Origin of the sequence: Paenibacillus wynnii (genome assembly GCF_030812855.1) — a bacterium.
GTDB lineage: Bacteria > Bacillota > Bacilli > Paenibacillales > Paenibacillaceae > Paenibacillus_AQ > Paenibacillus_AQ wynnii_A.
In genome coordinates this window covers 24,150-50,271 of record NZ_JAUSTK010000003.1, presented here as the reverse complement: position 1 = coordinate 50,271, position 26,122 = coordinate 24,150, and the positions used below count along the sequence as shown (strand labels likewise).

At 48.9% G+C, this 26,122-nt stretch carries 26 protein-coding genes and 1 tRNA gene; 17 read left to right on the top strand and 10 right to left on the bottom strand.

What is annotated here, in order from left to right; genetic code table 11:
• Nucleotides 1-18: 18 nt before the first annotated feature.
• On the bottom strand, nucleotides 19-183 hold the full coding sequence (locus J2T20_RS04205) for a hypothetical protein (protein WP_307585899.1): 165 nt from the start codon (nucleotides 181-183) through the stop codon (nucleotides 19-21).
• Nucleotides 184-296: 113 nt separating this feature from the next.
• Here J2T20_RS04205 and J2T20_RS04200 point away from each other — a divergent pair, with 113 nt between their 5' ends.
• The 4 genes from J2T20_RS04200 (at nucleotide 297) to J2T20_RS04185 (ending at nucleotide 2,833) form a co-directional block, all read left to right on the top strand.
• Entirely contained in the window at nucleotides 297-989 is a 693-nt protein-coding gene (locus tag J2T20_RS04200; RefSeq protein WP_307585896.1) for a M15 family metallopeptidase, read from the top strand.
• Nucleotides 990-1,041: 52 nt separating this feature from the next.
• Nucleotides 1,042-1,455 (top strand): WGxxGxxG family protein, encoded by a 414-nt coding sequence (locus tag J2T20_RS04195; protein WP_307585894.1) that lies wholly within the window; start codon nucleotides 1,042-1,044, stop codon nucleotides 1,453-1,455.
• A 159-nt stretch (nucleotides 1,456-1,614) separates the two neighbouring features.
• Nucleotides 1,615-1,700: transfer RNA gene (locus J2T20_RS04190), tRNA-Leu, on the top strand.
• Between the two features lie 266 nt (nucleotides 1,701-1,966).
• Nucleotides 1,967-2,833, top strand: a complete 867-nt coding sequence (locus J2T20_RS04185) for a tyrosine-type recombinase/integrase (protein WP_307585893.1) — start codon at nucleotides 1,967-1,969, stop codon at nucleotides 2,831-2,833.
• 54 nt (nucleotides 2,834-2,887) lie between these two features.
• Here the strand turns inward: J2T20_RS04185 and J2T20_RS04180 are convergent, their stop codons facing one another.
• From J2T20_RS04180 to J2T20_RS04165, 4 genes are all read right to left on the bottom strand, one after another.
• Nucleotides 2,888-3,013, bottom strand: coding sequence for a hypothetical protein (locus tag J2T20_RS04180; RefSeq protein WP_307585891.1), 126 nt, complete (start codon nucleotides 3,011-3,013; stop codon nucleotides 2,888-2,890).
• 148 nt (nucleotides 3,014-3,161) lie between these two features.
• Entirely contained in the window at nucleotides 3,162-3,413 is a 252-nt protein-coding gene (locus J2T20_RS04175; protein ID WP_307585889.1) for a hypothetical protein, read from the bottom strand.
• A gap of 83 nt (nucleotides 3,414-3,496) precedes the next feature.
• Nucleotides 3,497-3,988: a hypothetical protein gene (locus J2T20_RS04170; protein WP_307585887.1), complete on the bottom strand. Its 492-nt coding sequence runs from the start codon at nucleotides 3,986-3,988 to the stop codon at nucleotides 3,497-3,499.
• A 504-nt stretch (nucleotides 3,989-4,492) separates the two neighbouring features.
• Nucleotides 4,493-4,711, bottom strand: coding sequence for a hypothetical protein (locus J2T20_RS04165; RefSeq protein ID WP_307585885.1), 219 nt, complete (start codon nucleotides 4,709-4,711; stop codon nucleotides 4,493-4,495).
• 643 nt (nucleotides 4,712-5,354) lie between these two features.
• On the opposite strand from J2T20_RS04165, the gene J2T20_RS04160 reads away from it, so the two are divergent.
• The 6 genes from J2T20_RS04160 (at nucleotide 5,355) to J2T20_RS04135 (ending at nucleotide 13,530) form a co-directional block, all read left to right on the top strand.
• A complete protein-coding gene (locus tag J2T20_RS04160; protein ID WP_307586251.1) occupies nucleotides 5,355-6,311 on the top strand; it encodes a thiamine pyrophosphate-dependent dehydrogenase E1 component subunit alpha in 957 nt (318 codons plus the stop codon).
• Complete coding sequence (locus J2T20_RS04155) at nucleotides 6,308-7,279, top strand: alpha-ketoacid dehydrogenase subunit beta (RefSeq protein ID WP_307585883.1); 972 nt, start codon at nucleotides 6,308-6,310, stop codon at nucleotides 7,277-7,279. The genes J2T20_RS04160 and J2T20_RS04155 overlap by 4 nt, the downstream gene beginning before the upstream one ends.
• Nucleotides 7,280-7,323: 44 nt before the next feature.
• Nucleotides 7,324-8,661 carry a dihydrolipoamide acetyltransferase family protein gene (locus J2T20_RS04150; protein ID WP_307585881.1) on the top strand — a complete coding sequence of 446 codons (1,338 nt, stop codon included), beginning with the start codon at nucleotides 7,324-7,326 and terminating at the stop codon, nucleotides 8,659-8,661.
• A gap of 36 nt (nucleotides 8,662-8,697) precedes the next feature.
• Nucleotides 8,698-10,086, top strand: coding sequence for a dihydrolipoyl dehydrogenase (lpdA, locus tag J2T20_RS04145; RefSeq protein WP_307585879.1), 1,389 nt, complete (start codon nucleotides 8,698-8,700; stop codon nucleotides 10,084-10,086).
• 170 nt (nucleotides 10,087-10,256) lie between these two features.
• Nucleotides 10,257-11,543 (top strand): RNA polymerase factor sigma-54, encoded by a 1,287-nt coding sequence (gene rpoN / locus J2T20_RS04140; protein WP_307585878.1) that lies wholly within the window; start codon nucleotides 10,257-10,259, stop codon nucleotides 11,541-11,543.
• A 31-nt stretch (nucleotides 11,544-11,574) separates the two neighbouring features.
• A complete protein-coding gene (locus J2T20_RS04135; protein ID WP_307585876.1) occupies nucleotides 11,575-13,530 on the top strand; it encodes a sigma-54-dependent Fis family transcriptional regulator in 1,956 nt (651 codons plus the stop codon).
• A 7-nt stretch (nucleotides 13,531-13,537) separates the two neighbouring features.
• Here J2T20_RS04135 and J2T20_RS25705 read toward each other — a convergent pair whose 3' ends face one another.
• The 4 genes from J2T20_RS25705 to J2T20_RS04120 all read right to left on the bottom strand — a co-directional run bounded on the left by J2T20_RS25705 (nucleotide 13,538) and on the right by J2T20_RS04120 (nucleotide 14,686).
• Complete coding sequence (locus tag J2T20_RS25705; protein WP_373457756.1) at nucleotides 13,538-13,690, bottom strand: helix-turn-helix domain-containing protein; 153 nt, start codon at nucleotides 13,688-13,690, stop codon at nucleotides 13,538-13,540.
• A 167-nt stretch (nucleotides 13,691-13,857) separates the two neighbouring features.
• Nucleotides 13,858-14,259, bottom strand: coding sequence for a phage integrase SAM-like domain-containing protein (locus tag J2T20_RS04130; RefSeq protein ID WP_307585874.1), 402 nt, complete (start codon nucleotides 14,257-14,259; stop codon nucleotides 13,858-13,860).
• Nucleotides 14,240-14,428 (bottom strand): hypothetical protein, encoded by a 189-nt coding sequence (locus J2T20_RS04125; RefSeq protein ID WP_307585872.1) that lies wholly within the window; start codon nucleotides 14,426-14,428, stop codon nucleotides 14,240-14,242. The genes J2T20_RS04130 and J2T20_RS04125 overlap by 20 nt, the downstream gene beginning before the upstream one ends.
• A 48-nt stretch (nucleotides 14,429-14,476) precedes the next feature.
• Entirely contained in the window at nucleotides 14,477-14,686 is a 210-nt protein-coding gene (locus tag J2T20_RS04120) for a hypothetical protein (RefSeq protein ID WP_307585870.1), read from the bottom strand.
• Between the two features lie 521 nt (nucleotides 14,687-15,207).
• Between J2T20_RS04120 and J2T20_RS04115 the strand changes: the two genes are divergently transcribed.
• The 4 genes from J2T20_RS04115 (at nucleotide 15,208) to J2T20_RS04100 (ending at nucleotide 21,502) form a co-directional block, all read left to right on the top strand.
• Nucleotides 15,208-16,206: a LacI family DNA-binding transcriptional regulator gene (locus tag J2T20_RS04115; protein ID WP_307585868.1), complete on the top strand. Its 999-nt coding sequence runs from the start codon at nucleotides 15,208-15,210 to the stop codon at nucleotides 16,204-16,206.
• 123 nt (nucleotides 16,207-16,329) lie between these two features.
• Complete coding sequence (locus J2T20_RS04110; protein ID WP_307586250.1) at nucleotides 16,330-17,808, top strand: glycoside hydrolase family 32 protein; 1,479 nt, start codon at nucleotides 16,330-16,332, stop codon at nucleotides 17,806-17,808.
• Nucleotides 17,809-17,827: 19 nt separating this feature from the next.
• Entirely contained in the window at nucleotides 17,828-19,846 is a 2,019-nt protein-coding gene (locus J2T20_RS04105; protein WP_307585866.1) for a sucrose-specific PTS transporter subunit IIBC, read from the top strand.
• An 864-nt stretch (nucleotides 19,847-20,710) separates the two neighbouring features.
• Nucleotides 20,711-21,502 (top strand): serine/threonine protein kinase, encoded by a 792-nt coding sequence (locus tag J2T20_RS04100; RefSeq protein ID WP_307585864.1) that lies wholly within the window; start codon nucleotides 20,711-20,713, stop codon nucleotides 21,500-21,502.
• 57 nt (nucleotides 21,503-21,559) lie between these two features.
• Here J2T20_RS04100 and J2T20_RS04095 read toward each other — a convergent pair whose 3' ends face one another.
• Nucleotides 21,560-21,775: a hypothetical protein gene (locus tag J2T20_RS04095; RefSeq protein WP_307585862.1), complete on the bottom strand. Its 216-nt coding sequence runs from the start codon at nucleotides 21,773-21,775 to the stop codon at nucleotides 21,560-21,562.
• Between the two features lie 623 nt (nucleotides 21,776-22,398).
• Here J2T20_RS04095 and J2T20_RS04090 point away from each other — a divergent pair.
• The 3 genes from J2T20_RS04090 to J2T20_RS04080 all read left to right on the top strand — a co-directional run bounded on the left by J2T20_RS04090 (nucleotide 22,399) and on the right by J2T20_RS04080 (nucleotide 26,063).
• Nucleotides 22,399-23,367, top strand: coding sequence for an ABC transporter permease (locus J2T20_RS04090; RefSeq protein ID WP_373457751.1), 969 nt, complete (start codon nucleotides 22,399-22,401; stop codon nucleotides 23,365-23,367).
• A gap of 18 nt (nucleotides 23,368-23,385) precedes the next feature.
• Nucleotides 23,386-24,264 (top strand): carbohydrate ABC transporter permease, encoded by an 879-nt coding sequence (locus J2T20_RS04085; RefSeq protein ID WP_307585861.1) that lies wholly within the window; start codon nucleotides 23,386-23,388, stop codon nucleotides 24,262-24,264.
• A gap of 92 nt (nucleotides 24,265-24,356) precedes the next feature.
• Nucleotides 24,357-26,063 carry an extracellular solute-binding protein gene (locus tag J2T20_RS04080; protein WP_307585859.1) on the top strand — a complete coding sequence of 569 codons (1,707 nt, stop codon included), beginning with the start codon at nucleotides 24,357-24,359 and terminating at the stop codon, nucleotides 26,061-26,063.
• The last annotated feature ends 59 nt before the right edge of the window (nucleotides 26,064-26,122 follow it).

Below are 26,122 nucleotides of genomic sequence, written 5' to 3'. Positions count from 1 at the left end.
AACTAAGACGGTGGGTGGCTACTCTTTGGAGTCGTTTCCACCGTTTTTTTCATAGGCGATCAACGTAACGGAGTTATTACCGGTTAGATTAGATAAAGCATCCTCAGCCCTTCTTATGATCTCAACTGCGTCCTCTTGATTACTAAGTGCTGCGATTTTGTAGTTATCACTATGGATATCCATAAAGTTGTCCCCCCTTTCCTTTAGTATATTTCCCTAAGGTTTTACAGGATATCCGGGTTATGAGTACAAGCAAGTGTGATTTTATAACATTACATATACCAGGGGGTGATTATATGCTTACTCTGGATCAAGTACAGGATAAATCGGAAGCCCGTCTTAAAGGGCTTAATCCCGCACTTATGGCATATACCAAAGAATTAATACAGCAATGCTACTTCAAGGATGTTCCCATCATTATTACACAGGGTTTGCGGACTATTGCAGAGCAAAATGCGCTGTACGCGCAGGGTAGAAGCAAACCGGGACCCATTGTTACCTACGCTAGGGGTGGAACCAGTTATCACAATTATGGCTTAGCAGTTGATTTCGCGCTGCTCCTGCCGGATGGGAATACCGTTTCCTGGAACATGAGTCGTGACCTTGACCAAGACCGCAAAGCGGACTGGCAGGAAGTTGTAACAGTTGCCAAGCAGCTTGGTTTTGAGTGGGGGGGAGATTGGACCTCTTTTAAAGACAATTCTCATCTGCAGATCACCTTCGGTTTGACGATTAATCTACTGCGGACAGGCAAGCGTCCTACTGCACAGCAGGTTCAGGATCTCTTAACGCGGATTAGCGGAGGTGACAACGGATTGAATAAAGATGCCAAAGTAACGATAACCATAAATGGTCAGAAACTTACGGAAGGGTTTATTGATTCGGGGACGACCTATGCACCAATACGGGCCATAGCTCAGGCGCTGGGAGCAACAGTTACTTTCGATCCTGGTAGTAAAACTGTGGATATCATTTTTTTGAATAAATAAGGAGATAAGTGGGGAAATTATCAGCGATAAACAACAAAGGAGGCATAACAACTTGAATAAGCTGATAAAAAGCTTTGTGTGCTGTTCTGTTTTATCCATGAGTCTGTTAGGTGTTGGTTACGCATCAAGTGCAGCCGGAACTACAGGCATGGGTGGTAACAATCATGTCGGAAACGGTACGAATGGCATTGGAACTATGGGTACCGACACCATGAATGGAACCAATGGCACAGGCGCTATGAACAGAACTGGCAACATGTTGAACAATGGGGTCCGCAACGGAGTAAATGACAATAACAGAGTGTCCCCGTTGGCTAACAACAACCGTAATGGAAATGGGAATTACCGTGCGACGGCAACAAATGCTACCGATAATGATAACGATGGTTTTAGCTGGGGCTGGCTTGGCCTGGTAGGACTTCTCGGTCTAGCTGGCATGAGAAGCAGAAGCGGCGAACGTCGATAATTCAGCTTCCAAATAACCTGTCTCAGCTTCTGCTGGGATGGGTTATTTGTATGTTCAATCAGAGATATAAAAATTCCTTAGAGAAAAGTATTGCCCTTTTTCAAAATCCATGATATGATATTTCTTGTCGCGTTACACGCTACAAACACTTTATATCATGCCGGGGTGGCGGAACAGGCAGACGCACAGGACTTAAAATCCTGCGGTACGTGAGTACCGTACGGGTTCGACCCCCGTCCTCGGCATCTTTGATTTATAAGGGTTTTCAGAGCTATGATTCTGTGACCGACATTCGCAAAACCGCTTAAAATTCAGTAGTCCTGTGTACCTGAAAAGGTCGTTTCAACAACACAGGATTACGGAAGCATGAATCCTCCTTTGCAGCGCTTGGGGTTAAATCTCAGGTGAAGGCGAAGGAGGTTTTTGTTATGGCTGGAAGATTAACAAAGGTAAGAAAGGTGAGAAAGTCAGCACCCGCAACGTATGAGGTGGCATTGGAACAGTTTCTGCTATGGAAGAAGGCACAGGGGATATCGGAACAGACTATGAAGGATTACAGAGAGCATGTGAACCGTTTCACTTTAGGAGGTATCCCGAGGCGAACAATCCGCAAGCTGTTGAATCTTTGGAGAGAAGTGTTTACGAATATCTTGGTGAGGACAACATCAAACCAGCCAGGTACAATAATCGTCTTGTATATTTAAGCACATCCTTCAACTGGTGTACCGATAATGGAATGATTGAAGATAATCCACTGCTGAACTTTAAGAAGCGGAAAGCCGAAGGCAGGATTGTCAATCTTGATGAGAATGTTCTAATGATGCCAGATGTAAGCACATATACGGGGCTGCGCAACCATACATTGATGATCTTCTTCCTGGATACAGGAATTCGCCCTAAAGAGGCATTTGCGCTGCGTAAATCAGACTTTAATGTACAAGCGCTAGAAGTTGAAGTAAGGCAGGAGACAGCCAAAACGAAGGCCTCACGCACCCTTCATTATTCACCTGAGACAGCAAAGGTTATTTCTGATCTGCTCTCTGTTCGTCCTGAGGAGTGGGATGAATCTGTCCCAGTATTTTGCACGTATGAGGGAAATCCGCTTAATCGGCTTTCATGGGGCGACAGAATCGAGTCTTACTGCAAGAAGCTTGGAACCCATATTGTTCCGTATGATTTGCGGCATTCATTCGCTCTTCTGTTCCTGCGGCAAGGCGGCAATGCACTGGCCTTGCAACGTATGCTAGGACATGTTGATCTTACTATGACCAAGCGTTATGTAGCTCTAACGAACAATGATTTGAAGAATCAGCATGCGCTAGCTTCGCCGATAAAGAGACTGCTTCCATCTAAGAAACGGATGGGTAAGCTTAAATAATAGAAGTTGAGCACCATCTCATTGTGGGATAGGTGCTCTTTCTATTTTGGCTCATTAATTCTTAACCTTATTGATAAAGCGATTGATTCCAATTACTGCAAATACAAGGATCAGCAAGATAAACCATGCAGGAGCAGAGAAGGCCTTACCGCCGCCCAGAGCGATACCGATATTACCCATTGAGTTTCACCTCCTTTCCCGTGGACTGAGCCGCAGCGGTAGACCATTCTGATACTAGTTGCCGCCAGTTATCTCTAGTCAAAGGATTGAACAGGAACTCTATGAGCGGTTTACGGAAGTTTCCAACAATAAGAGTAAGCAAGGCGAATCAGTAGAAGTCAGGACGATCCGAAAAGATCTCTATATTGTATTGGTTCTCAATTGTTTCAATGAATTGACCGAAGACTGGGATATTGTAGAGACTTCCGTAGCTTGATTCTAAATTCGAGCAATAGTCTTTGATTAGTTCTATAAGATCAAAGGATTCAACGTATTCGTGCTCTTCAGATAAACTGACCGCATTTTTCCAGGTCTGAAGCTGAAGCCAGTTATAGGCATGTCCCAGAATCGTATCCTGCATATCATTAGCACTTAGGTTATTCAGACTATTGAAGGAATGGAATACTTCCTTTGGTATGGCTCCATTCCTAGTAATTCCTGCTATCAACTTGCTGACAAGAAGGTATCTTCTAGCTGTATCATTAGCTTTTTTCTTCTTAGCCGCAAGGGATTGGATAGTAGGGCGCCCCATTGGCTTAGGCGCTTTATCAGCCTCGTCCTCGGCGATACGGTGGATGTAATCCGCATAGTCGGGCTGGCTAAGTAACCTGTGACAGTATTAAAGTAGTCCATGATGCCGCTGTGAAATTTTAAGAGTCTAGCCTTGAGTTTGTCCCACTGAACAGGGTAGCCTTTCCAGTAAAGAATGAAGATATAATTCTTTTGATTCCCCATTGCTTTATTTGCTTTAAGTTCCTCAATGAAGCGGATAGCTTCCATTGTTCGTTTGTGGTAATAGGTCTTAACCCCTCTCATGCGGCATTGTCCGTCCTTATCACTTACAATCAGACCATATTCATAGTATCGCTCAAACATATACTCGCTAAGGTTTATGCCTTCTGCTTCAACCCGTTGCATTAGGTCCTTCTTCAACATTTCTCTCACCTCTTGAACTGATTGTAGCCTGCCTATGAGGTCGAAACAACGGGATGATAATGCGGAAATGAACAGAAGGAAATCATTTTATTTGTGGAGAGAATGACTTGGGTAGAGATTACAAAGAGGGGTGATTCACGATTCTAGCTGCATATTGCATCCAAGGGATGCTGTCTATATTGGAACCTGGTGTAGTTGATAATATTTTCCTGAAGCACTTTGAGATGTGAGGAGTCGAAGAAAATCCATTGATTGATATGCTTTCCCGTGCTCAGATCGAGGGGGAGCTCCAAAGAATTCTCTACTTTCTTGTGACGATAAGTCTGCTTCTTATATCGGTACTCTATAGCCCGTCTAGTCTGCACGTAACAGGACACATTATATATTCTTCCTCCGAATCCAACCATGAGGTCTATGCTTTAACCGAATTCTCTTCAAATACCCGTAGGAACTGTCTATGGCATCGTATGTAGTGATTCATAAACTCATCCTGTGACATATTGATTAATCCTCCAGTTTCTTCTCGATAAGGTTGCTAAGAGCATTTTGTTTCTTCGTCCATCTCTCCTTACGCCGTTTCATTTTCTCAATCAACAGCTCGGCATCTTCTTTTAGCTCTTCATATTCCAAAGAACTAAAAGAAAATGGTTCATCAATGACTATTTCAGTCACAAGTCCAGATTTAACAGTTAGTGTGAGGGGGGCCTCATATGCAGGCTTCATTGTTCTATAGTCCCTGATTGGGCTATGCAATCCACTAATCTGAAAAGGTTACCGAATACTGGGTGATTCACGCATTTATTCACTCCAAATACTGCTATGCTAATTTAATGTCCTGACTAATGCTCTGTCCAGACTATCTAATAGCAGGCACATTGAGCCCCTAGGGAACTTTCATAGCTACGGTGTACACAAGGGCTGAAATGCTTCCGATAATAGCAATCCCCGATGCTCCCCCATCTCATAAGCAACTTCCTCAATGGATGCGGCCATGTCGAAATCAAATTGCATCAAATAGATACCCATACCGAGACCGGCAATCAGAAGCGAGAGGCTTTTTATACGGATAACATTCTAGCCCTTAGAGCTTTTTGCTAATTCCTCCGTATTCCCATTTCGGGAAACTTCCCATAATAGGAAAATTCTCGTACACCCTTTCCCTTTTTGGGAAAGGGTGTGTTTTTTTTGCAGCCGCCGTTCAGTCGACCGGATAGCCTGTCTGACGGCTGTAATTCAAGGGAATCCACCTGAAAAAAATAAAAATAGAGAATTCTGCAAAGTTGGCACGGAATTTGCTGGTATATAGGTGAGGGCCAAATCAAGAGGAGGGATTCACTTGCGTATTTCAAAAGAATTACTTAGCGGGATGTACCGGAAGATGCAGAGTATCAGAAAATTTGAAAAGACTGCATCCACCTTTTTTGCAGAAGGAAAAATACCGGGCTTTGTCCATCTTTACATCGGGGAAGAAGCAATCGCCGTTGGAGCATGCGCCAATCTGCGGGATGACGATTATATTACGAGTACCCATCGGGGGCATGGACATATCGTGGCCAAGGGCGGAAATCTGAAATATATGATGGCAGAGCTGTTCGGCAAGGAAACCGGGTACTGTAAAGGTAAAGGCGGTTCGATGCATATTGCGGACGCGGAGCTGGGCATATTGGGCGCCAACGGAATTGTCGGCGCGGGCCATCTGATTGCAACCGGGGCGGCGTGGAGCGCTCAATATAGAGGAAGCGATCAGGTCAGCGTGTGCTTTTTCGGAGACGCTTCCACGAATCAGAGTACTTTTCATGAAGCGATGAATCTAGCGAGTCTATGGAAGCTGCCGGTTATTTTTGTATGCGAGAACAATCTGTATGGGATATCGGTCAGCCAAGCCAGACATCAGACCATCAAGGATATTGCCAAACGTGCCGAGGGCTATTGCATGCCTTCCCTTACGGCTGACGGCAACGATGTGGTTACGGTGTACGAACATGTGCAAGAGGCGGTACAGCGGGCGAGAAATGGTGAAGGTCCTACCCTGCTGGAATTCAAAACGTACAGACAGCATGGCCACTTCGAAGGTGATCCGGGAGCTTACAGACCGAAGGAAGAAGTGGAGGCCTGGCTGCAAAAGGACCCGATTCCCAGATTTGAGAAGTACATCATGGAGAACAAACTGATGACGGCGGACGAGTTGAAGCAGATCGAGGATGAGGTTGACGGGAATATTCAGGAGGCGCTTGATTTCGCTTTTGCCAGTAATTATCCGGCTCTGGAATCTTCAGTTCAAGATATTTATTCCGATATCGTTGAGGAGGCGCGCAGCAGATGAGAAAAATGACCTATGGTGAAGGAATCCGTGAAGGTATGCGCAGCAAAATGCTGGAGGATCCGAATGTTGTGTTGCTCGGGGAGGATGTCGGGCCGTACGGAGGAACCTTTGGGGTAACGAAGGGCCTTTGGGAGCAATTCGGCGAAGAGCGTGTACGGGATACCCCGATTTCCGAAGGAATTATTGTGGGGGCTTCCGTCGGGGCGGCCGCAACAGGACTGAGACCTGTGGCCGAGCTGATGTTCATTGACTTTCTGACCTTCGGCATGGACGGACTGGTGAATCAGGCTGCGAAGATGCGATACATGTTCGGCGGCAAAATCTCCGTGCCGCTCGTGCTGCGGCTGCCGGCCGGCGGTGGAATCAGTGCGGGGGCACAGCACTCCGGGTCGCTGGAGGCCTGGGTTACGCATGTTCCGGGACTCAAGGTGGTCTATCCTTCCAACGCGCAGGATGCCTGGGGAATGATGCTGACCGCGATTGAAGATGACAATCCGGTGGTGTATATCGAGAGCAAGGTTCTGTATTCGAAGAAATACCAGGTGGACGATACGGTTGCCGCGATTCCTTTTGGCGTAGCCAGCGTCAAGAGGGAAGGAAGCGACGTTTCCATTATTACGTACGGCAAGCAAGTGGAGGATGCGCTTAGTGCCGCAAAAGCACTGGCTGAAGAGGGCATTGAAGCAGAGGTTATTGATCTGCGCTCGCTTTATCCGCTTGACAAGGAAGCGATCTTCGCATCAGTCGCCAAAACGCACCGGGCGCTTGTTGTAACCGAAGAAGTGAAGCGGGGCGGGTTCGGGGGCGAACTGTCCGCCATGATCTCCGAGCTGTGTTTTGATGAGCTGGATGCTCCTGTAGTCCGAATCGGCGCACTTAATACACCCGTCCCTTATTCTCCGGCGTTGGAAGCCTATGTGCTGCCAAATACGGATGATATTATTCAGGGCATCAAGAGCATGTTCTGATCAGGCTCAGGAAACGTCAGTAAGCAAACTTGCGGAGGTGTACAATGGCTGAACTTATCGTTATGCCCAAATTAGGGCTCACTATGACCGAGGGGACGATCTCCAATTGGCGAAAAGCCGAGGGGGACACCGTGGCTCAAGGGGAAATCCTGTTTGATGTGGAGACGGACAAAATCTCCAATGAAGTTGAAGCAAAGCTTGGTGGTGTGCTGCGGAAAATCATTGTAGAGGAAGGAAATGTGGAGATCTTCCAGCCGGTTGCCGTCATCGGGGATGCCAATGAAGATATTTCCGCTCTGCTCGGTGGAGGCGGGGTGCCGGCGGCGCCCGCTCCTGAGCAGGCCGGAACTCCGGCTGATGCCGGGGCGGCCGCGGCCGATGCTGGTGAAGCGTCGGTTCATGCTGCCAGTGGCAGAATCAAGGCTTCGCCGTATGCGAAGAAGACAGCCGCATTGTTGTCCGTTGATCTGCAGCAGGTGAAAGGGACTGGGCCGCAGGGCAGAATTACCGAAGGGAATGTGCGCAAGTATGCTGCAGAAGGCGGTAGCGGAGCCGCGGCTAAAGTGAAAATATCCCCGGCGGCGGCCAAGGAAGCGGCGGCGCTCGGCATTGATCTTTCCGGGCTCCACAAAGAAGGAAGAATTATGAAGGAGGACATCCGTTCCTTCGCGGCAGCATCCAATCAGACAGCGGTACAGGCTGCCGTGCAGGAAGTCAAACGCGTGCCGATGAACAGCATGCGTAAAATCATCGCCAAACGAATGCTGGAAAGCCAGGCGGTTTCTCCGACCGTGACCTACAATATGAAGCTGGATACAACGGCCCTGGGTGCGCTGAGACAGCAGTTGAAGGATACGCTCAAGGTTACTTATACAGACCTGCTGGTCAGTATTGTAGCCAAGTCTCTGCTGGAGTTTCCACTCCTGAACTGCTCCATTGACGGAACCGAGCTTGTCATGAGAAATTATGCCAACATCGGCGTAGCCGTGGGACTGGATGAAGGACTGGTTGTTCCTGTGGTCAAGAATGCCACGCAAAAAGGGCTGGCCGAAATATCGCAGGAAGTGAAACGGCTGGCGGTAGGAGCCAGAAACAACACCTTGAACTCCGAGGATATGACGGGAGGCACCTTTACCATTACCAATCTGGGAATGTACGGCATGGAGTCCTTCTCGCCGATTATCAATCAACCGGAGGTCGCTATTCTGGGCGTCAATGCGATCGTGGATACCCCGGTCGTGGTCAATGGAGAGATTGTCATCAGACCCTTGATGAACATCAGCCTGACCGCTGACCATAGAGCTGTGGATGGAGCGGTTGCGGCGCAATTCATGCAAAAAATCAAGGCCTATGTAGAGAAACCGGCGCTGCTACTGCTGTGAGAAGCCTATGCTATCAAAACTTTTAGGAGGAGAACAATGAGGATCGTTGTGCTTGGAGGTGGCCCAGGCGGATACGTGGCCGCAATTAGGGCTGCGCAACTGGGTGCGGAAGTTACACTTGTGGAGAAGAAGGCTTTGGGAGGGACCTGCCTTAATGTCGGCTGTATACCCACCAAGGTGCTGCTTCATACTTCGGAGCTGTACACACACCTGAAGCGGGAAGCTAAGGAGCTTGGCATTGAGGCGGCGGAGGTCTCTGTGAACTGGAGCCAGCTGCAGAAACGCAAAGATAAGATCATCAGAATGAACACGGGAGGTATCGAGACGCTGCTCAAAAAAAACAAGATTGCCAAGCTGAGTGGCTCAGGCAAATTTATCAGCGGCAGCGAACTGGAAATTACTGCAGCTGATGGCAGTGTCCGGACGCTTGGCTTCGACCGGGCTATTATCGCTACCGGCTCAGAGCCGTCGATCGTGCCTATTCCCGGTGTAGAGCTGGAGGGGGTCATTACAAGCGATGAAGCGCTCTCGCTTCCTGCGGTGCCGGAGAGCCTCTGCATTATTGGCGGAGGGGTAATCGGCTGTGAGTTTGCCAGTGTCTACAGCAGTCTGGGCTGTAAAGTTACGATTATAGAGATGCTGCCCGAACTGATCGCGGTCATGGACCGTGATATTGTGCAATGCCTGAGGAAGGAATTCGCAAGCTCCGGCATTGAGGTGCACACAGAGACCAAGGTGGAGAGAATCGAACAGACTGCGGAGGGCCTGCGGGTAGTCACTACATCCGGGAACGGCGACCATGTTATAGAGGCGGACAAAGTGCTGCTGTCCATCGGCCGGCGGCCGGTGACTGCGGGCCTGGGACTGGAGGACATCGGCGTGGAGATTAAACGCGGTGCAATCCAGGTCAACCGTAATATGGAGACCGGCATACCCGGCATCTACGCTATCGGGGATTGTAATGGAGGAATCATGCTGGCGCATGTGGCCTCCGCAGAAGGGGTTATTGCTGCGGAAGCGATCATGGGTGAGCCATCGCCGATTGATTTCAGAACGGTTCCTTCCTGTGTCTACACCCGGCCTGAACTGGCATCCGTGGGAATGACGGAGGAGGAGGCCAAACAGCAAGGGTTCCAGGTGAAGACCGGAGTATTTCCGCTTCAGGCCAATGCCAAATCCATGATCATGGGCGAGAGCAGCGGGCTGGTGAAGTACGTTGTTGACGCCGGTAATGATGAAATTCTGGGGCTGCACATTGCCGGACCGCGGGCAACGGACATCATTGTGGAAGGGGCGCTGGCAATTCGCCTTGAAGCAACATTGGATGAGATGGTTACCACCATTCATGCCCATCCGACTGTTGCGGAATCGTTGCACGAAGCCGCGCACGCTGTTCATAACCGGGCCATTCATCTTCACGTTTAACGAATCGCCTTCAATTCTCCAGCGCAAATTCAAATAAGATGAACAGAGTATGCCGGTCCCTTATTTCCCCGCGGATTGTCATACTAAGTTCATCGTATTTGTCTTTATTGGACGTTATGGCGATTTATAATAGAGAGATAATGTAAGCGCACACAGTGAGGGGTGAGCAAATGAGGCTTGCTTTGGATACCAAGCAACGAATGGGTTTGTCTCCTGGGCTACGGCAATCCGTCGAGGTGCTGCAAATGGACTCGCAAGAGCTGGGCCAATATGTGGACCGATTGTCAGAGGAAAATCCGCTGATTGAGGTTCAATATTTATTAGGCGGAAGCAGGGTCAAGAGCGGAAAGAGCAGCCAGCATTTGCTGCAATATGCGGCGAGTCCCCGGCACAATCTGCAGGATCATCTCTTGTCGCAATTAAGTCTGTTGACACTGCCCACGACGGAACGAATCATTGCGGCCTATCTGATCGGCTGCCTGGATAACAACGGATATTTTGCGGAACAGGTGGAGGAGATTGCCGCTGGACTGGGAGTCGGCTGTCAGGATATCGAAGCCGGACTGAGGTGCGTTCAGTCCTTGGAGCCTTACGGAGTCGGTGCCAGGAATTTGCAGGAATGTCTGGTGCTGCAGCTGGAGCACTCCGGCAGAATGACGCCTTTATTGCGGATGCTGATTGAGCGCCATCTTGAGCAGTTGGGCGGCAATCAGCTGGTCCGTGTCGCCAAAGAATTGAAGACCCCCCTAAAGAGCATTCAGGAATCATGCAATGTGATTAAATCATTGAACCCCCGCCCTGGGAATACCTTTGATAATGGGGAATCAACGGTTTACATTGTACCCGATGTGTTCATTATGCAGAAGAACGGCTTTTACGAAGCCGCAGTACATCCGTTGTCCTGCCCACAGATTACGCTTGCCGAGAACTATCGACGACTGTTCAGCCTGAGCGGAGACGAAGAAACGCGCCGCTATCTGCGGGAGAAAAACGAACAGGCAAGCTGGATCATGAAATGCATCGAAGACCGCAAGGCGACTTTGTGCAGCGTAGCTGGCGCCATTCTTAAGCTGCAGCGCTCTTTTTTCGAAAGAGGGCAGGATTATCTGGTTCCCTTAACGCTCGGCAGGATAGCCGAAGAGCTGGTTCTTCATGAATCTACGGTGAGCCGGGCGATCCGGGGTAAATATGTGCAGTGTGTATGGGGAACCTTTGAACTAAAGTATTTTTTTCCTTCCGGAATTGCGGGGGAAGATACCGATTGGACGCCGGATGCCTTGAAGAGAATCATCCGCGACCTTATAGAGGGAGAAGATAAGCGGGCAGCCTACAGCGACCGCAGAATCGCTGAACTTCTGCTTGAGCAAGGAGCGGTCATATCCCGCCGGACGGTTGCCAAGTATAGGGAATCCATGCTGATTGCCTCCGCCCCGGGCAGACGTGAATATCCGATTTAATCTCTGCGGGCCACGGAAAGGAGCAGTAAACATGCGAATCAGCTATGCGCAATCGCTTGGGAACTGGAAACATTTCATATCCAGCGGCGAGTTTGCCGCCGGGACGAAGCCGGAAATTGCCGCTTCATGGAGAAGATGCCGCCAAGCCGGAGTCGATCCGATGTGCGGCAAGGGAATGCAGGTGTCAGAAGAGGAGCTGGCTTCCCGCTTGCAGGAGAAGCAGCAGCTTCTTTCCGTTGCCAAGCCGGCCATGAACAGTATCTATCAGATTATCAAGGATACTGTATACGCAATTGTCCTGACCGATGAGGACGGGGTGCTCCTGCACACGATGCTCAATAAGGAGCTCGAACCGGAATGTGTCAAGGTGAATTTCGTGGAGGGGGCCAAGTGGGATGAGGTCAGCGTGGGCACCAATGCGGTGGGCACCGCGCTGGCTATCAATGATGCGGTTCAGGTGCTGGGCGGCGAGCATTACTGCATGACGCATCATGCCTGGACCTGCTCGGCAGCACCGATTCATGACAGCCGGGGTAACGTGATTGGTTGTCTGGATCTGTCGGGCAAGGCCGAGGATGTGCATGCCCATACGTTCGGCGTTGTAGTATCGGCGGTCAGCAGTATCGAGAAGCAGCTCCATATGCTGGAGACGAGCCAAATGATGCATGCCGTATTCCAGTCGATGCAGGACGGGCTGCTTGTCATTGATACCGAATACCGCGTGCGGCATTTTAATGAAAGACTGGCCTCGATCTTTATGCTCAGCCTGGAGCAGATGGAAGCCTTGAGCATCAAAGAATTGCTGGAAGAGGTCGACTTGGACAGTGTATTTGCCGGTGAGAGACATTTAAGCTACGCGGATTGTATCCTCACCGTCGGCAACAACAAGATCGATTGTATGGTGAATATTTATCCGTTCACCTTCGATCACAAGATTCTCGGCGCTTCGCTCACGATCCGGGAAGCCGGGCAGGTGCGCAAAGAGGTCAATCAATTGGCCGGATTCAAGGCGAATTACCGATTCGAGGAAGTCATCACGGACAATTCCTATATGCAGGGACAAATCGCTTTTGCCCAGAGGATAGCGAAGACCAATTGTACTGTGCTGATCGAAGGGGAGAGCGGAACAGGCAAGGAGCTGTTTGCCCAATCCATTCATAATGCCAGCCTGCGGGCCGAAGGACCTTTTATTGCGATTAACTGCGCGGCGCTGCCCAAAGATCTGGTGGAGAGCGAGCTGTTCGGATACGAGAAGGGCTCCTTTACGGGGGCGCTTCGGGAAGGCAATCCGGGGAAGTTCGAGCTGGCGCACGGGGGAACTATTTTTCTGGATGAAATCGGGGAACTGCCGCTGGAGATCCAGGCGAAGCTGCTCCGTGTTCTGGATAACCACAAGGTCCGCAGAATCGGCGGCAAGCATGAGCGGACGCTGGATGTAAGAGTCATTGCGGCAACCAACCGCGATCTGGTGGAGGAAGTAAGCCTGAAATCCTATCGCAGCGACCTGTATTACCGCTTGAATGTGATCAATATCAAGCTGTCGCCGCTAAGGGAGCGCAGGGAGGATATTGCCCCGCTGGCGGGACTGTTTCTGCTGAAGTGTAACCGTGATAATCCCGGCCCGGCCAAGCAGTTAAGTCCCTCCTTTCTAGAAGCCTTGCAGAGCTATGAGTGGCAGGGAAATGCGCGTGAGCTTCAGAATGCCGTGCAGCGGGCTTATTATGTGTGCAGCTCTGCTTGCATTACCCATCTGGATTTGCCTCCCGCAAGGACTGCGCAGGTGAAACACAGCAACAGCGGTAGTGTGGCGGTATCGCAGACGCCTGCAACGGAGGCGTCCGGCAAAAAAATGGAGCAGATTGAGATGGAGAGCATTTGCAGTGCGCTTAAAACATGCGGCGGCAATGTTGTGACCGCAGCCAAAATGCTGGGAATCGGAAAATCGACCATGTACCGGAAGATTACGGAGTATGGAATAAGCAAATAGGACAAATTTAATCAGGCTTTCTGGCCGATTTCTGATTGGATTTTCTATAGACTGCCGGAGTATCGCCATATCTTTTTTTGAAAGCAATATAAAAGGTGTTTAAGGAGGAAAAACCATATTTCAGTACAATCTGCTCAATCGGCGCTTCGCTGGATACCAGTTCCTAGCAGATGACATTCAGCCGCTTCTGTCATATCTTTGCTTCATGGATTGCAGTAATGTGGCTAGAGTTTTTTATCCACCCATCTCATCTCTTAAATTAATCTCGGCAACGGATAGTTTCCTTCAAAGTAAACAGGAATAACAGTGTGCCGAATACTAATGGTTTTATTCTCCAAAATTAATGGCAGTCCACTTCAAACCAACTACTTCGCTTCGTTGCAATCCATAAAAGGCAGCAAGAATAACTGCCAGCTCAATCTCTTGATGGTTGTAAAAGCTGCCGACAAATTCATTCTTTTTGGGCCGTTCCACCTTATCAGCTGGATTGGTATCGATTAGATCGGTTTTGAGCGCATGCTGTAGGGCTGTACGTATATTGGCGTGGTAGTGGATGGCTGTATTGGTTGTCACGCCGTTTTCATTGTCATACTGATAATAATCCTGAATGTGACTGGGTAGTAATTGTTTGAGAAAAAGGCCCTTTTTTTCAAAGTACGGTACAACATGATTGGTAACAACGTTGTGGTAGGAAGCATAAGTTATAAATTCAACACGGTGTTTCATCATTTCCAGCTTTCGCCTTTTCATATTCATTCCGATAAAAATAATGGCCCATGGCAAATCCCGTACGTTCGTTAATCATCTCCCAAGTAACAAAGCGAAATTCACCATCTCCATCATAATGTCCGGCTAGTACATGATGGTTGTATTCCAGCATGCTCCGGTAACTGCTCACACTAGAGATTCCAAGCTGAGCCGCATTGCGATAGGTATTCTCTATTTCCTAGACTTTTCCGACAATGCTTGGAATCTGGTGAGCGAGTTCAGATCCCTCATTAGCCGGATAGTGAATTTCACCATTATCATGAATAAAGGCAATTGGGTGGTTCGCCTGAAGAACCGAGAGAACGGTAGGTGATTCATGCTGAATGATTAAACTTAAACGAGAGAGTTCTGCTTCCAGCACTTCTTTCATTCGATCATTGATCTCCATTCGCTGGTTGCTCCTTAAGCTGAGTTGGACTCTCCTAAGTAGGAATTACTTTAGGTAGTGATTTTGATTTGTCATCTGAAGATTGTCGATGTTTACGTGGGGTTTGGTGCATCAATTTCTCAAAAGATTGTAGCTTTCCATTCGTAAAAAACATTTCATCATTCCTTTCTAGGTAGTTGGTAATTTGCAATATTTCAGAATGCTGTACAAAATCGCTTACAAAAAAACACGCTATTGCGTGTAGTGTGATTAGCTCTTTACCTTTCAAACTCTTTATCCTTATTGCGAAGAAGCCATTCTTTCTTTGCCTGGTTCGATAAATCACCTCCTATTAGTTAGCTTTTGTCGTCGTAATCCGTTTGGGTATTCATCGCTAAGCCCTCCATCAGGTTAAGCAGCTTTCTAATCCATGAGAAAAAGCTGCCTTGCGCATGCACACATATGCCCGCGCTTCACTTCACAAGTTTTACATGTGGTAAAATAGATGTAAAAGAACGAAAAATTCAGCTAGGAGCCTGAGAATGAAGACTATCATTGATATCGCCCGGACGGCGGGCGTGGCCAAAAGCACGGTCTCACGGTACTTGAACGGCGGTTCCATCAGTGAAGCGACACGAGAGAAGATCGAGAAAATAATCAAGCAAAACCAGTACGTGCCCAATACATTCGCCCAAAGCCTGAAGGCAAAGCGGACCAGCATTATCGGCACAATCGTTCCGCGCCTGGATTCATATGCGGTCTCACAGACATTAATGGGAATAGACGGTGAATTGCGGAGGCGCCAGTATCAGCTGCTCATTGCCAACACTAATCAGGATATGGAGCGGGAGATTGAATTCATTTATGAAATGGCGCGGCAAAAAGTTTCCGGTCTGCTGCTGCTGGCTGCGCACGTGAAGGATCGGCACCTGAAGGCGGTCCGGGAGTGTAACATTCCGGTTGTGCTGATCGGACAACAGCATTCAGACCTCCATAGCGTGATTCATGACGATGTAACGGCGGGCTATTTGATGGGCAAGCATATTCTGGAAAAGGGGCATCGCCGTATCGCTTATCTCGGCGTTACGGAGCAGGATATCGCGGTAGGCGTAAGACGTAAGGAAGGCTTCCAAAGAGCTCTTCGCGAATATGTGGATAGTGATGTAAGGTTCTATACCTCCGGTTTCAGAATGAATGAGGCTGTGGCGTCCGCTGAACTGCTGTTCAAGGACAGGGTGCCTTCCGTCATCGTGTGCGCGACCGACAATATCGCTCTAGGGGTGATGAAAGCGGCTTCTCTCAGACATATCCGTATTCCTAGCGGGGTATCGGTGACCGGTTTCGGCGATTATGAGGTCACCGAGATCGTTCATCCGGCGTTGACAACGATGAGATTTTATTACAGAGAAGTCGGGCAACTGGCTGCGGATAACATCATAGCCTTGGTGAACGGAGAAGAGGTCGCCAAGGTGTCGGTCTCCGGCTGCGAAATTATTGAGCGAGAAAGCGTTGACAATTTGACTGAAATCAGAATACAATAACGTTGGAACCGGTTCCCGGCCTTTTTTCACAGTGATGTTGGAAAGAGGCTTTCTCTTTAATACTATTGGAACCGGTTCCGAAATGAAGAGCTATACTAAATATAGATAGTGGAGAGTCATATGATGAAAATGGGTAGAGAACAGCTGTATCGGCTTATCGAAGAAGCTGAGCCGGGTGAACGGGAAGCGCTTGAGCGGCTGGTCGTACACAGTCCGTGGAGACAAAAATTTCATATCCAGCCTGAGGTGGGATTACTAAATGATCCTAACGGATTCTCTTACTACGGTGGGGAATATCACTTGTTTTACCAGTGGTTTCCTTTGGGGACGCAGCATGGCATGAAATATTGGTATCATACTTCTTCAACCGATCTGGTGCACTGGAAGAATCTTGGTATCGGCATTGCTCCGGGCGGGCCCTTCGATTCACACGGGGCGTTCTCCGGCAGTGCGGTTGAGAAGGACGGTAAGCTGTTTTTGATGTATACCGGCAACACCCGCACCGAGGAATGGGTCAGGTTTCCCTATCAGTGTATGGCTATAATGGAACGGGACGGAACGGTTACCAAGCTAGGGCGTCCGGTGATATCCGATGTGCCGCCCGGTTTTACGGATCATTTTCGTGATCCGAAAGTGTGGAAGGAGCTTGAGAGCTACTATTGTGTCATCGGGACACAGCGCACCGATCATACAGGCTGCGTAGTGTTGTACAGCTCAGCGGATTTACTCAATTGGCGTTTTGAAGGAGAGCTTGGCACCCGACTGAAGCAGTTTGGATATATGTGGGAGTGTCCCGATTACTTTGAACTGGACGGAGCAGGAGTGCTGCTGTTTTCTCCACAAGGCCTTACATCGGAGGGAAACAATTGCCGCAATATTTACCAGTCGGGATATCTCATAGGCGATCCGCTGCGCTTGCCTGACAGGGATTTCCGACACGGCGAATTTTGGGAGCTTGACTATGGCTTTGATTTTTACGCGCCGCAGACGACACAGGCTCCCGACGGCAGACGTCTGCTGGTCGGATGGATGGGCCTGCCGGAGATTGAATATCCTACAGATCAGCACGGCTGGGCGCATTGCCTGACTTTGCCGCGCGAGCTGACCCTGGATAACGGCCGCTTGATTCAGCGCCCGGCCAGGGAACTCGTTAAGCATCGGGGGCGGATGGCGGAGGTCCACACGGTAATGCACAGCAGGGCAGCGGACATGAAGGAGCTTGGGGGAACCGTCTACGAGCTGCTGGCCCATATCTGGGAGGGTGGAGCAGAACGCTTCGGCATTGAGTTCCGTGTCGGCCCCAATGAGAGAACGGTTATCTATTACGATTCCGCAGCCGGCAAAGTGGTACTGGACCGTTCCGAGTCAGGTCAAGGTCTGGCCCTGGAGTATGGGACGCAACGGAGCCACGCGGTGGCTCTGCGGGATAGCATGCTCACCCTGCATATGTTTGTGGATACATCCTCGGTTGAAGTATTTGTGAATGACGGAGAAACGGTATTTTCGGCAAGAATTTTTCCTGAACAGGTAAGCACAGGCATCCGGCTTTATGCCGAAGGCGGCAGCGCGGAGTTCCGGGTTGTCCAATGGGAGATTGAATGAAATGGGGAGGAATAGCGTGATGAACGAAAATCAAACGATCGCCAAGCAGGTTGTACAAGCTATAGGAGGAGAAGAGAACATGGTCTCCTTCGCGCACTGCGCCACACGTCTGCGTATTATGGTGCGGGACAAGGATAAAATCGACCAAGAACGGGTCGAGGGCATCGACAAAGTCAAAGGGGCGTTTTTTAACTCTGGACAGTATCAGATTATTTTCGGTACCGGTACCGTCAACCGCATTTTTGAGGAAGTAGAGAAGCTTGGCATTCAGAGCACCTCCAAGGAAGATCTGAAAGATCAGGGGAAAAAGGCGGGGAATGTGTTCCAGCGAGCCGTTCGTACCTTCGGAGATGTATTCGTTCCCATCATCCCGGTTCTGGTAGCCACCGGGTTGTTCATGGGGCTGCGTGGATTGCTGACCCAGCCGCAGATTCTTTCATTGTTCGGGCTTGCGCCTGAGGATATCTCAACCAACTTTCTGCTGTTCACCCAAGTGCTCACGGACACCGCGTTTGCATTCCTGCCTGCACTTGTGGCCTGGTCGACCTTCCGGGTTTTCGGGGGCAGTCCCGTTCTCGGGATCGTGCTCGGGCTGATGCTGGTCAATCCGGCCTTGCCCAATGCCTATGCGGTTGCCGGAGGGACTGCGGAGCCGCTTATTATGTTTGGATTTATCCCGGTTGTAGGCTATCAGGGGTCCGTGCTGCCGGCATTTATTATGGGGCTGATCGGGGCGAAGCTGGAGAAGGTTTTACGTAAGCGTATTCCAGAAGCGCTTGATTTGATATTGACCCCGTTCCTGACTCTGCTGCTCATGATCACGCTTGGCTTGTTCGCCATCGGACCTCTGTTCCATTCCCTGGAGACGGCCGTACTGAATGCAACCACTTATGTGCTTGATCTGCCCTTTGGCATTGCAGGCCTGCTGATCGGGGCGCTGCACCAGATTGTTGTCGTGACCGGCGTGCACCACATCTTTAATTTTTTGGAGATTCAACTGTTGGAGCGTACGGGCGTCAATCCGTTCAACGCGATCATTACCTGCGCAATGGCCGCTCAGGGCGCTGCTTGTCTGGCTGTCGGGCTGAAGACGAAGAACGCCCAACTGAAGGCGCTGGCATTGCCGTCCTCGCTGTCCGCTTTACTCGGTATTACTGAACCGGCGATATTCGGGGTGAACCTCAGGTACATGAAGCCTTTTGTAATGGGCCTCATCGGCGGCGCGGCGGGCGGCTTCCTGGCTTCGCTGTTCCAGCTGGCCGGCAATGGCATGGCCATAACGGTGATTCCCGGAACCCTGCTATATCTAAACGGCCAACTTCCGCTGTACATTTTGACCAATCTGGTTGCGATGACCGTAGCCTTTGTGCTTACCTGGTTGTTCGGCTATCGTGATGATACGCCCGCAGGTCCGGCAGTGCAGGCGGCAGGCTCCGGCGGAACAGCATCTGCGCCTGCATGGTCTGAAGGGGTGCCGGAGAATACGGCGGGCGGGAGTGTACGTACGGCCACCCCGGTCTTCGCTCCGTCTCTGGTGGAGGTAGCGGATGAGCCGGGAACCCTCACGGTGCTGGTTCCGGTTACAGGAACGCTTATAGCTCTGGATCAGGTGCCTGACCCCGGGTTCGCCGGCAAACAAATGGGAGAGGGCATCGCCATTGAGCCGAGCGAAGGCAAGGTTTACGCGCCGTTCGACGGAATTGTGGCCCATGTGATCAAGAAAAGCAAGCATGCTGTCATTCTGGAGCATGCCGGCGGAGCGCAGGTGCTCATTCATGTAGGCATCGACACGGTCTCCCTGAAGGGAGAAGGCTTCGTGCTTCATGTTGAAACTGGTGAGCATGTAAAGGCCGGACAATTGCTGATTGAATTCGATCCTGACGTCATCCGCGGAGCCGGACTGTCTGCGGTCACTCCGGTTATCGTGCCGGGGGGAATCGACAGCGTGCTTGAGGTGTGTCCCGCTTCACCGGGAACGGTGGTAGCCGGACTCGACAAGGCAATACAAGTGAAATATGTGGTCCCGGTCAGTTCCTAACTCCGAGGAGTTGGGTATTATATACATCTTATGGAACAGGTGGATTTATAGCTGCATTTTAACCTTACACGGATCGTAGCCGTCCTAAAAGCTTCCAGAACTGAGGCAAGAGACTAAAATTCAAACCGAAATAGCAAAACGGGACAAAGCAAAAGTGGTTTCCTGCATTGTCCCGTTTACATATTAATTGCTAAAGGCTTTGTGTAAGAAACAATCCATCCGACCTCCAGGCTCACTATTACGAGGACAGAGGACCACTTCGTTGAAGAAAATTGTGCTTTGACTTCACATATTCATTAATAAAAATAATAACTCAAGGAAAATCCAGTGTACTGTTTATTCATCTCCCAAGGTTATATTGTCAGTTTTTCATCTGAAAATTATCGATGTTTACGTGGGTTTGGCGCATCAATTTCTCAAACGATTGTAACTTTTACGGATTGTAGCTTCCCTTAAATTCCCCAAGAGGGATGTAAAGTGCGAATGAATTCTAGGACTTAAAATCCTGCGGTACGTGAGTACCGTACGGGTTGAACCCCTGTCCTCGGCATACCAGAAGAAACCTTGAGAAATCAAGGTTTTTTCTTTTTTACGGACATAGCTTCTCCCATAATAACTAAAGGTCCTGTGTGTCTAGGAATCACATACCAACACATAGGATCAAGAAGATAATACTCCTTTTCAGTGCTTGTCTAACCACAAGTTCTGGAGAGGAGTTTTTATTATGCTTGGGTGAAGGCTTTTTCTTTTCATTGAAGGGTTGTCTATTAGAATATATATTAAGATTATCGAGTAGTAGCCACAAAGCCTTAAAGCCATGGAGGGAGTGCATTAACGTTGCTTGACAGGTGGCGCAATTTCATAATGGCATGGCGTGATTATCCGGCGCAGACCGGGACAGTGATTGGAGAACGATATCGTGTAGTTCAGGTACTTGGTATCGGAAGCTATGGCATCGCATATCTGTGCCGGGATGAGTTGGATAGCTGTGAAGTGGCGGTGAAACTCGCCAAACCCAGCAAGAAGAAGACTGCGAAGCTTCTGCTGGAACGGGAGAGAGAGGTTCTATCACGGCTGGACCACCCTTATATTCAAAGGCTGAGGAATTATGGGGTGAGTAAAGAGGGAAGCTGGATCGTAACCGACTATATTGCTGGTAAGACAATGGAGGATCTGATCTTTGAGGAGAACCTCGTAATAGGTGAGCGTGAATGCCTGCACTGGACGTTAGTGCTCATGGATCGGATAACCCATGTTCATGAACAGGGATTTGTACATTTGGACCTGCGTATCCCGAATGTTATTGTGCGGGAGCAAGAGGTGTTGGTTATAGATTTTGGTCTGGCACGACCTATTGGGGGCGGACAAGGTCTGCTCTGGGACGATACTTCGCTCAAATCTGTACCTCCAGCTCGCATGAAGCCTTACATCCAGTCGGATCTGTTCGATATTGGTCATCTGATGTTATACATGCTCTACTCCGGTTACAGTCCGGAACAGGGCATACCGGAACGTTCCTGGGAGGAGGAACTCAGTCTTTCCGCTATGGTACGGCAGATTCTCAGGCGTCTTCTAGAGGAGGATAACCCTTATCCTGACTCTGCAGCTTTTGTTGCTGATCTGCACATTGCACTTGGTGGAGTCCCGGGATTATGATGCTGTAGACAGCAAAGAGCCGCCCGTATCAACGGGTCGGCTCTTAACAATGAAGAATCAACTGGAACTGCCGCGGCGGTTCTTATAATACCCGTGTCCGTTACTTCCTCCGCTATATCCGTGACCGGATGAGGAATTCCGGTGACTGCGGTGCCCTGCACTGCTTGAATAACGGACATGGCGTCCCCTGTGGCTGCTGGAATATTTACGGTGTCCTCCATGTTTGGAATGCTCTAATGAATGCAGGACTTTGCCAAGTAATTTTTTCAACATCCTTAACGCCTCCTTGAGTGAATGTACTATTTATTAGCTTTGTTTTAAAGTTCAAATTTAAATGATCTTGACATTACATACGATTTAACTTCCGCAGGGTTTCATTATTTGGCACAGTCTGGCTGAAAAGTCTAGCAGGTGCATGCAGCTCCTGTTTAGCTCAAGCGGTCAAGATAGTGGAGAATCTAGTATCAACACTGGTTTTCGGATGGGTCACGACGCATAGGACTTAAAAACCTGCGGTACGTGAGTACCGTACGGGTTCGACCCCCGTCCTCGGCGTTGTAGTTGTGGCGGAAGATTGAAGAACCAGAAGACAAGGATGAGACATCGTTCAAGAGTGCCGGAGGTTTACCGTGAACAACGGTTCATTCGCGGAGCTTCTTCCCAAAGTGTCTACGTATATCCTACTCGAATACAAAAGGGGCTGACCCAAGTAGCCATGAAATGGCTACCGGGGTCAGTCCCTTTTTATTGAAAATTTTATTGAAAATTTATTGGCAGGTTATAAATTTGTTATTTATGCTTTGAATTTATCGTATCTCTGAAAGGTTGAACTAGCTATGATAAATCAGTAAAGAACACTAACGGATGCACATTAACCGACAAAGGGGAGTAAGTACATGAAAACTTCGGTTCAGCCCAACGGCGTAAATAGCAAAGAAAGTGTTACCGTTGTTGGGACTGTTCGGCGAAAATCACTATGGAAGACAACTATTGGTCTTGATCTTATGATTTTGCCGGCATTGATTTTAACCATAATCTTTTCCTATATTCCTATGGCGGGGCTTGCCATTGCCTTCAAGAATTATAAGCCAGGCCTAGGTTTTAGTAAGTCAAAATGGGTGGGGCTTGAGCATTTTCAATACCTGTTCAGCATTCCCGAAAACGTTCAAATTATCTGGAATACGCTCATTATCGCCGGATTGAAAATGGTCGCAGGGCTGATCGTACCTTTTATCTTCGCGCTTCTCTTGAATGAGGTCCGAAAAATGAGGTTTAAGAAGGCGGTTCAAACCATAGTCTATATGCCTCACTTTCTTTCTTGGGTAATCCTGGGCGGCATTCTTTCCGACCTGCTGGCGAGAGATGGCGGGCTGGTCAATCAGGTTCTGGTCAGTCTGTTCGGGATCAAGCCGATATTCTTCCTTGGAGATGGCAATTGGTTCCGCTTCGTAGTGGTCATAAGCGATGTCTGGAAAGAGTTTGGCTTCAACACGATCGTCTTTCTGGCTTCCTTGGCGGGTATTAATCCAGCCCTTTATGAAGCGGCAGAAGTGGACGGGGCAGGCAGATGGCAGCAAACCCGTTCAATTACGATTCCTTCGCTGCTTCCCATTACCATTGTTGTGGGCACCCTTGCACTTGGTAACGTTCTCAATGCGGGCTTTGACCAAATTTTCAACCTATACAATGCGTTGGTGTATGACAAAGGGGATATCATTGATACGTTTGTTTATAGACTGGGCATCATCGACGGCAAATTCAGCTTCTCAACGGCGGTTGGACTGTTCAAATCGGTCGTCAGCTTTGTCCTGATCGTATCGGCCTACCGCATATCGTATAAATTAGCCAATTATCGTATTTTCTAGAATGGAGGCCTAACTGGTATGTATCATAAAACGAAATCCTATCGAATCTTTTCGGTTTTCAATTATATTTTCCTGATTGCTGTGTCGCTGATGTGTATTATTCCATTGATTCATGTCCTTGCTGTATCGTTCAGTGACAAATCTGCGGCAAACGCAAATCTGATCGGTCTGTGGCCAGTGAATTTCACAGTAGATGCCTATACCAAAACGATTCTCAATGAAAATTTCATCCGTTCGATCTGGGTTACGTTGGAGCGGACAGTGATAGGCACCATTTTCAGCATGGTAGTGGTGATCCTTGCCGCCTATGCGTTGTCCAAGGATAGTGTCAATTTTAGACGCCGGAATATTTATATATGGTTTTTTGTCTTCACCATGCTGTTCAGCGGTGGTCTGGTTCCAATGTACATACTGGTTCAGAAATTACACCTGATGAATACGTTGTGGGTTCTGATTCTGCCAGGTGCCGTTTCGGTCTGGAATATCATCCTGCTGCTTAACTTCTTCCGGGGCGTTCCGAAGGAAATGGAGGAAGCAGCCTTCATCGACGGTGCCGGCCACTTCAGGACACTTATAAGCATTTACCTGCCCGTATCGATGGCTTCTATTGCTACACTGTCCCTGTTTACGCTGGTCGGGCATTGGAACTCATGGTTCGACGGCCTACTCTTTATGACTGACCACCGGAACTATCCACTTGCGACGTTCCTGCAGACGGTCATTGTTCAGCAGGACTTCAGCAAGGTGACCGTACGGCCGGAGGATCTGGAGAACATCTCGCAAAGAACCGTCAAGGCCGCCCAGATTTTTATTGGAATGGCCCCTATTCTAATGGTCTATCCGTTCTTACAGCGCTATTTTGTCAAAGGAATTGTAATCGGAGCGGTTAAGGAATAATTGCTCCTCCCTTAAGGAGGTGATGCCGGCGTTAGAAAGGGAAAGACGTTGGCATAACATTTACTAAAATTTTATTAAAGGGGTTGCAAAAAATGATAAAGAAAATGAAAAGCAGCGCAATGGCTGCACTTTCTGTAGCCATGCTGGCCAGCTCGCTTGTGGGCTGCAGCGGCGACAAGGAGAATACGGGAAATGCCGCAGGTACAGAAAACGCACCAACCGGAGACTCTATGTATTCGGCACCGTTTGAGAACGGAAAGTACACCACACCCGTCACCATTTCGACTGTATTCCCGATTTCTAGCAATATGAAGTTCAAAAATGGTGAGAACATTGAAAATAACGTGCATACCAAATGGGCAAAGGATACGCTTGGCATCGACATTAAATACCTCTGGACGGTAAGCGAGCAGAATAGTGCATATGAAACCAAGCTTCGCCTGATGCTTACTTCGGGAGAGAAAATGCCTGATATTATCGCATTCCGGGGCAGTCCTTCACTTATCGCTGATTTGATCGACAGCGGCCAATTCACGAATGCCGGAGAACTATTTGACAAATATGCTTCCGACGTCTACAAAAAAGCTATGGCTGAAGAGCCGAGTGTTTGGAATCCCTATATTCGGGACGGTAAACGAATGGGTATTCCGATTTTGGAAAACGCCTACAATAATGATCCGGTCATGTATATAAGAGAGGATTGGCTGAAGAAGCTGAATCTGAAGGCTCCAACTAACCTGACCGAGCTGGAGACGGTACTGGATGCGTTCACAAATCAGGACCCCGACGGTAATGGGAAGAACGATACAACGGGTCTGTCCGTGGGCTTTAAGAACAATCTGAATACTTGGATGTCCGATGCCGGATGGATCTTCGGTATGTTCGGTGCAATGCCGAACCAGTGGAATAAAACGGCCGACAACCAACTTGTGTACGGCTCCGTCCAACCGGAGATGAAGCAGGGGCTGGCGACCTTGCAGGGCTGGATGAAGAATGGATATATTTCCTCCGAATCAGGACTGTATGATGAAACTAAAGCCAGTGAAGCCTTTACGGCAGGTAAATCCGGCATCATTGTTGGTCCCTACTGGATGACAGGCTGGCCGATCCCTGACCTGCAAAAGAACGTCCCGACAGCAGAATACAAAACATATCCACTGCCGGCCGGACCAGACGGAACGGTTGGACGTCATGGAACATCGATCAGTACGGGAGCTGTTCTGATCAACAAGGATATGGAGCATAAGGATGCCTTCTTTGTATATCAGAACTATTTGTTCGATAACTGGGCCAACCCGGAGAGTACTACATTTAAAGATGGTTTTGCCAAAGGCTACGACTATGATCTGGGCCCTAACGGTGAGGTGTATAGAGAGCAGCAAAGTGATAAAATTCCAGGGGGTTGGGTGGATGTTATCCGCTATACCTTAACGTTCGATGGAGCAATAATTCCTAACCTGGCAATGAATACACTAGCCAAGCTGGCAGGCGGCGCTGAGCCATCCAATCAATATGAGAAAAACATGGCGGAGCGGATTCCTGAACAGATCCAAGCGGCCAAAATTGTAATCGATCAGAAAGACAGCGTGATGCCAGAGATGTTCACGGGTGCGCCAACCGAAACGCAGCTCTCCCGCGGAGACATGCTTACCAAGCTGGAGAAAGAAATTCTTAACAAGATTATCTACGAGAAGGCTTCTGTCGCTGAATTTGACTCATTTGTAGAGAAATGGAAATTGACTGGCGGCGATAATATGACCAAAGAAGTCAATGAATGGTATCAATCCGTTCAGAAATAAAAAAACCAGGATATATGGACGGCCCTTGAGGTCGTCCTTTATTTCCCGTATTCTTGCCT

Excerpts from the sequence above, each read along its gene's own strand:
- J2T20_RS04115 (WP_307585868.1), top strand. The coding sequence starts at position 15,208 with ATGAAGACTATCATTGATATCGCCCGGACGGCGGGCGTGGCCAAAAGC.
- J2T20_RS04110 (WP_307586250.1), top strand. The coding sequence starts at position 16,330 with ATGAAAATGGGTAGAGAACAGCTGTATCGGCTTATCGAAGAAGCTGAG.
- J2T20_RS04120 (WP_307585870.1), bottom strand. The coding sequence starts at position 14,686 with ATGGAGATCAATGATCGAATGAAAGAAGTGCTGGAAGCAGAACTCTCT.
- J2T20_RS04090 (WP_373457751.1), top strand. The coding sequence starts at position 22,399 with ATGAAAACTTCGGTTCAGCCCAACGGCGTAAATAGCAAAGAAAGTGTT.
- J2T20_RS04175 (WP_307585889.1), bottom strand. The coding sequence starts at position 3,413 with ATGCAGGATACGATTCTGGGACATGCCTATAACTGGCTTCAGCTTCAG.
- rpoN (WP_307585878.1), top strand. The coding sequence starts at position 10,257 with ATGAGGCTTGCTTTGGATACCAAGCAACGAATGGGTTTGTCTCCTGGG.
- J2T20_RS04150 (WP_307585881.1), top strand. The coding sequence starts at position 7,324 with ATGGCTGAACTTATCGTTATGCCCAAATTAGGGCTCACTATGACCGAG.
- J2T20_RS04130 (WP_307585874.1), bottom strand. The coding sequence starts at position 14,259 with ATGATGAAACACCGTGTTGAATTTATAACTTATGCTTCCTACCACAAC.
- J2T20_RS04200 (WP_307585896.1), top strand. The coding sequence starts at position 297 with ATGCTTACTCTGGATCAAGTACAGGATAAATCGGAAGCCCGTCTTAAA.
- J2T20_RS04180 (WP_307585891.1), bottom strand. The coding sequence starts at position 3,013 with ATGGGTAATATCGGTATCGCTCTGGGCGGCGGTAAGGCCTTCTCTGCT.
- lpdA (WP_307585879.1), top strand. The coding sequence starts at position 8,698 with ATGAGGATCGTTGTGCTTGGAGGTGGCCCAGGCGGATACGTGGCCGCA.
- J2T20_RS04100 (WP_307585864.1), top strand. The coding sequence starts at position 20,711 with ATGGCATGGCGTGATTATCCGGCGCAGACCGGGACAGTGATTGGAGAA.
- J2T20_RS04155 (WP_307585883.1), top strand. The coding sequence starts at position 6,308 with ATGAGAAAAATGACCTATGGTGAAGGAATCCGTGAAGGTATGCGCAGC.
- J2T20_RS04080 (WP_307585859.1), top strand. The coding sequence starts at position 24,357 with ATGATAAAGAAAATGAAAAGCAGCGCAATGGCTGCACTTTCTGTAGCC.
- J2T20_RS04185 (WP_307585893.1), top strand. The coding sequence starts at position 1,967 with ATGGAAGAAGGCACAGGGGATATCGGAACAGACTATGAAGGATTACAG.
- J2T20_RS04205 (WP_307585899.1), bottom strand. The coding sequence starts at position 183 with ATGGATATCCATAGTGATAACTACAAAATCGCAGCACTTAGTAATCAA.
- J2T20_RS04085 (WP_307585861.1), top strand. The coding sequence starts at position 23,386 with ATGTATCATAAAACGAAATCCTATCGAATCTTTTCGGTTTTCAATTAT.
- J2T20_RS04095 (WP_307585862.1), bottom strand. The coding sequence starts at position 21,775 with ATGTTGAAAAAATTACTTGGCAAAGTCCTGCATTCATTAGAGCATTCC.
- J2T20_RS04170 (WP_307585887.1), bottom strand. The coding sequence starts at position 3,988 with ATGTTGAAGAAGGACCTAATGCAACGGGTTGAAGCAGAAGGCATAAAC.
- J2T20_RS04165 (WP_307585885.1), bottom strand. The coding sequence starts at position 4,711 with ATGAAGCCTGCATATGAGGCCCCCCTCACACTAACTGTTAAATCTGGA.
- J2T20_RS04135 (WP_307585876.1), top strand. The coding sequence starts at position 11,575 with ATGCGAATCAGCTATGCGCAATCGCTTGGGAACTGGAAACATTTCATA.
- J2T20_RS04160 (WP_307586251.1), top strand. The coding sequence starts at position 5,355 with ATGTACCGGAAGATGCAGAGTATCAGAAAATTTGAAAAGACTGCATCC.
- J2T20_RS04105 (WP_307585866.1), top strand. The coding sequence starts at position 17,828 with ATGAACGAAAATCAAACGATCGCCAAGCAGGTTGTACAAGCTATAGGA.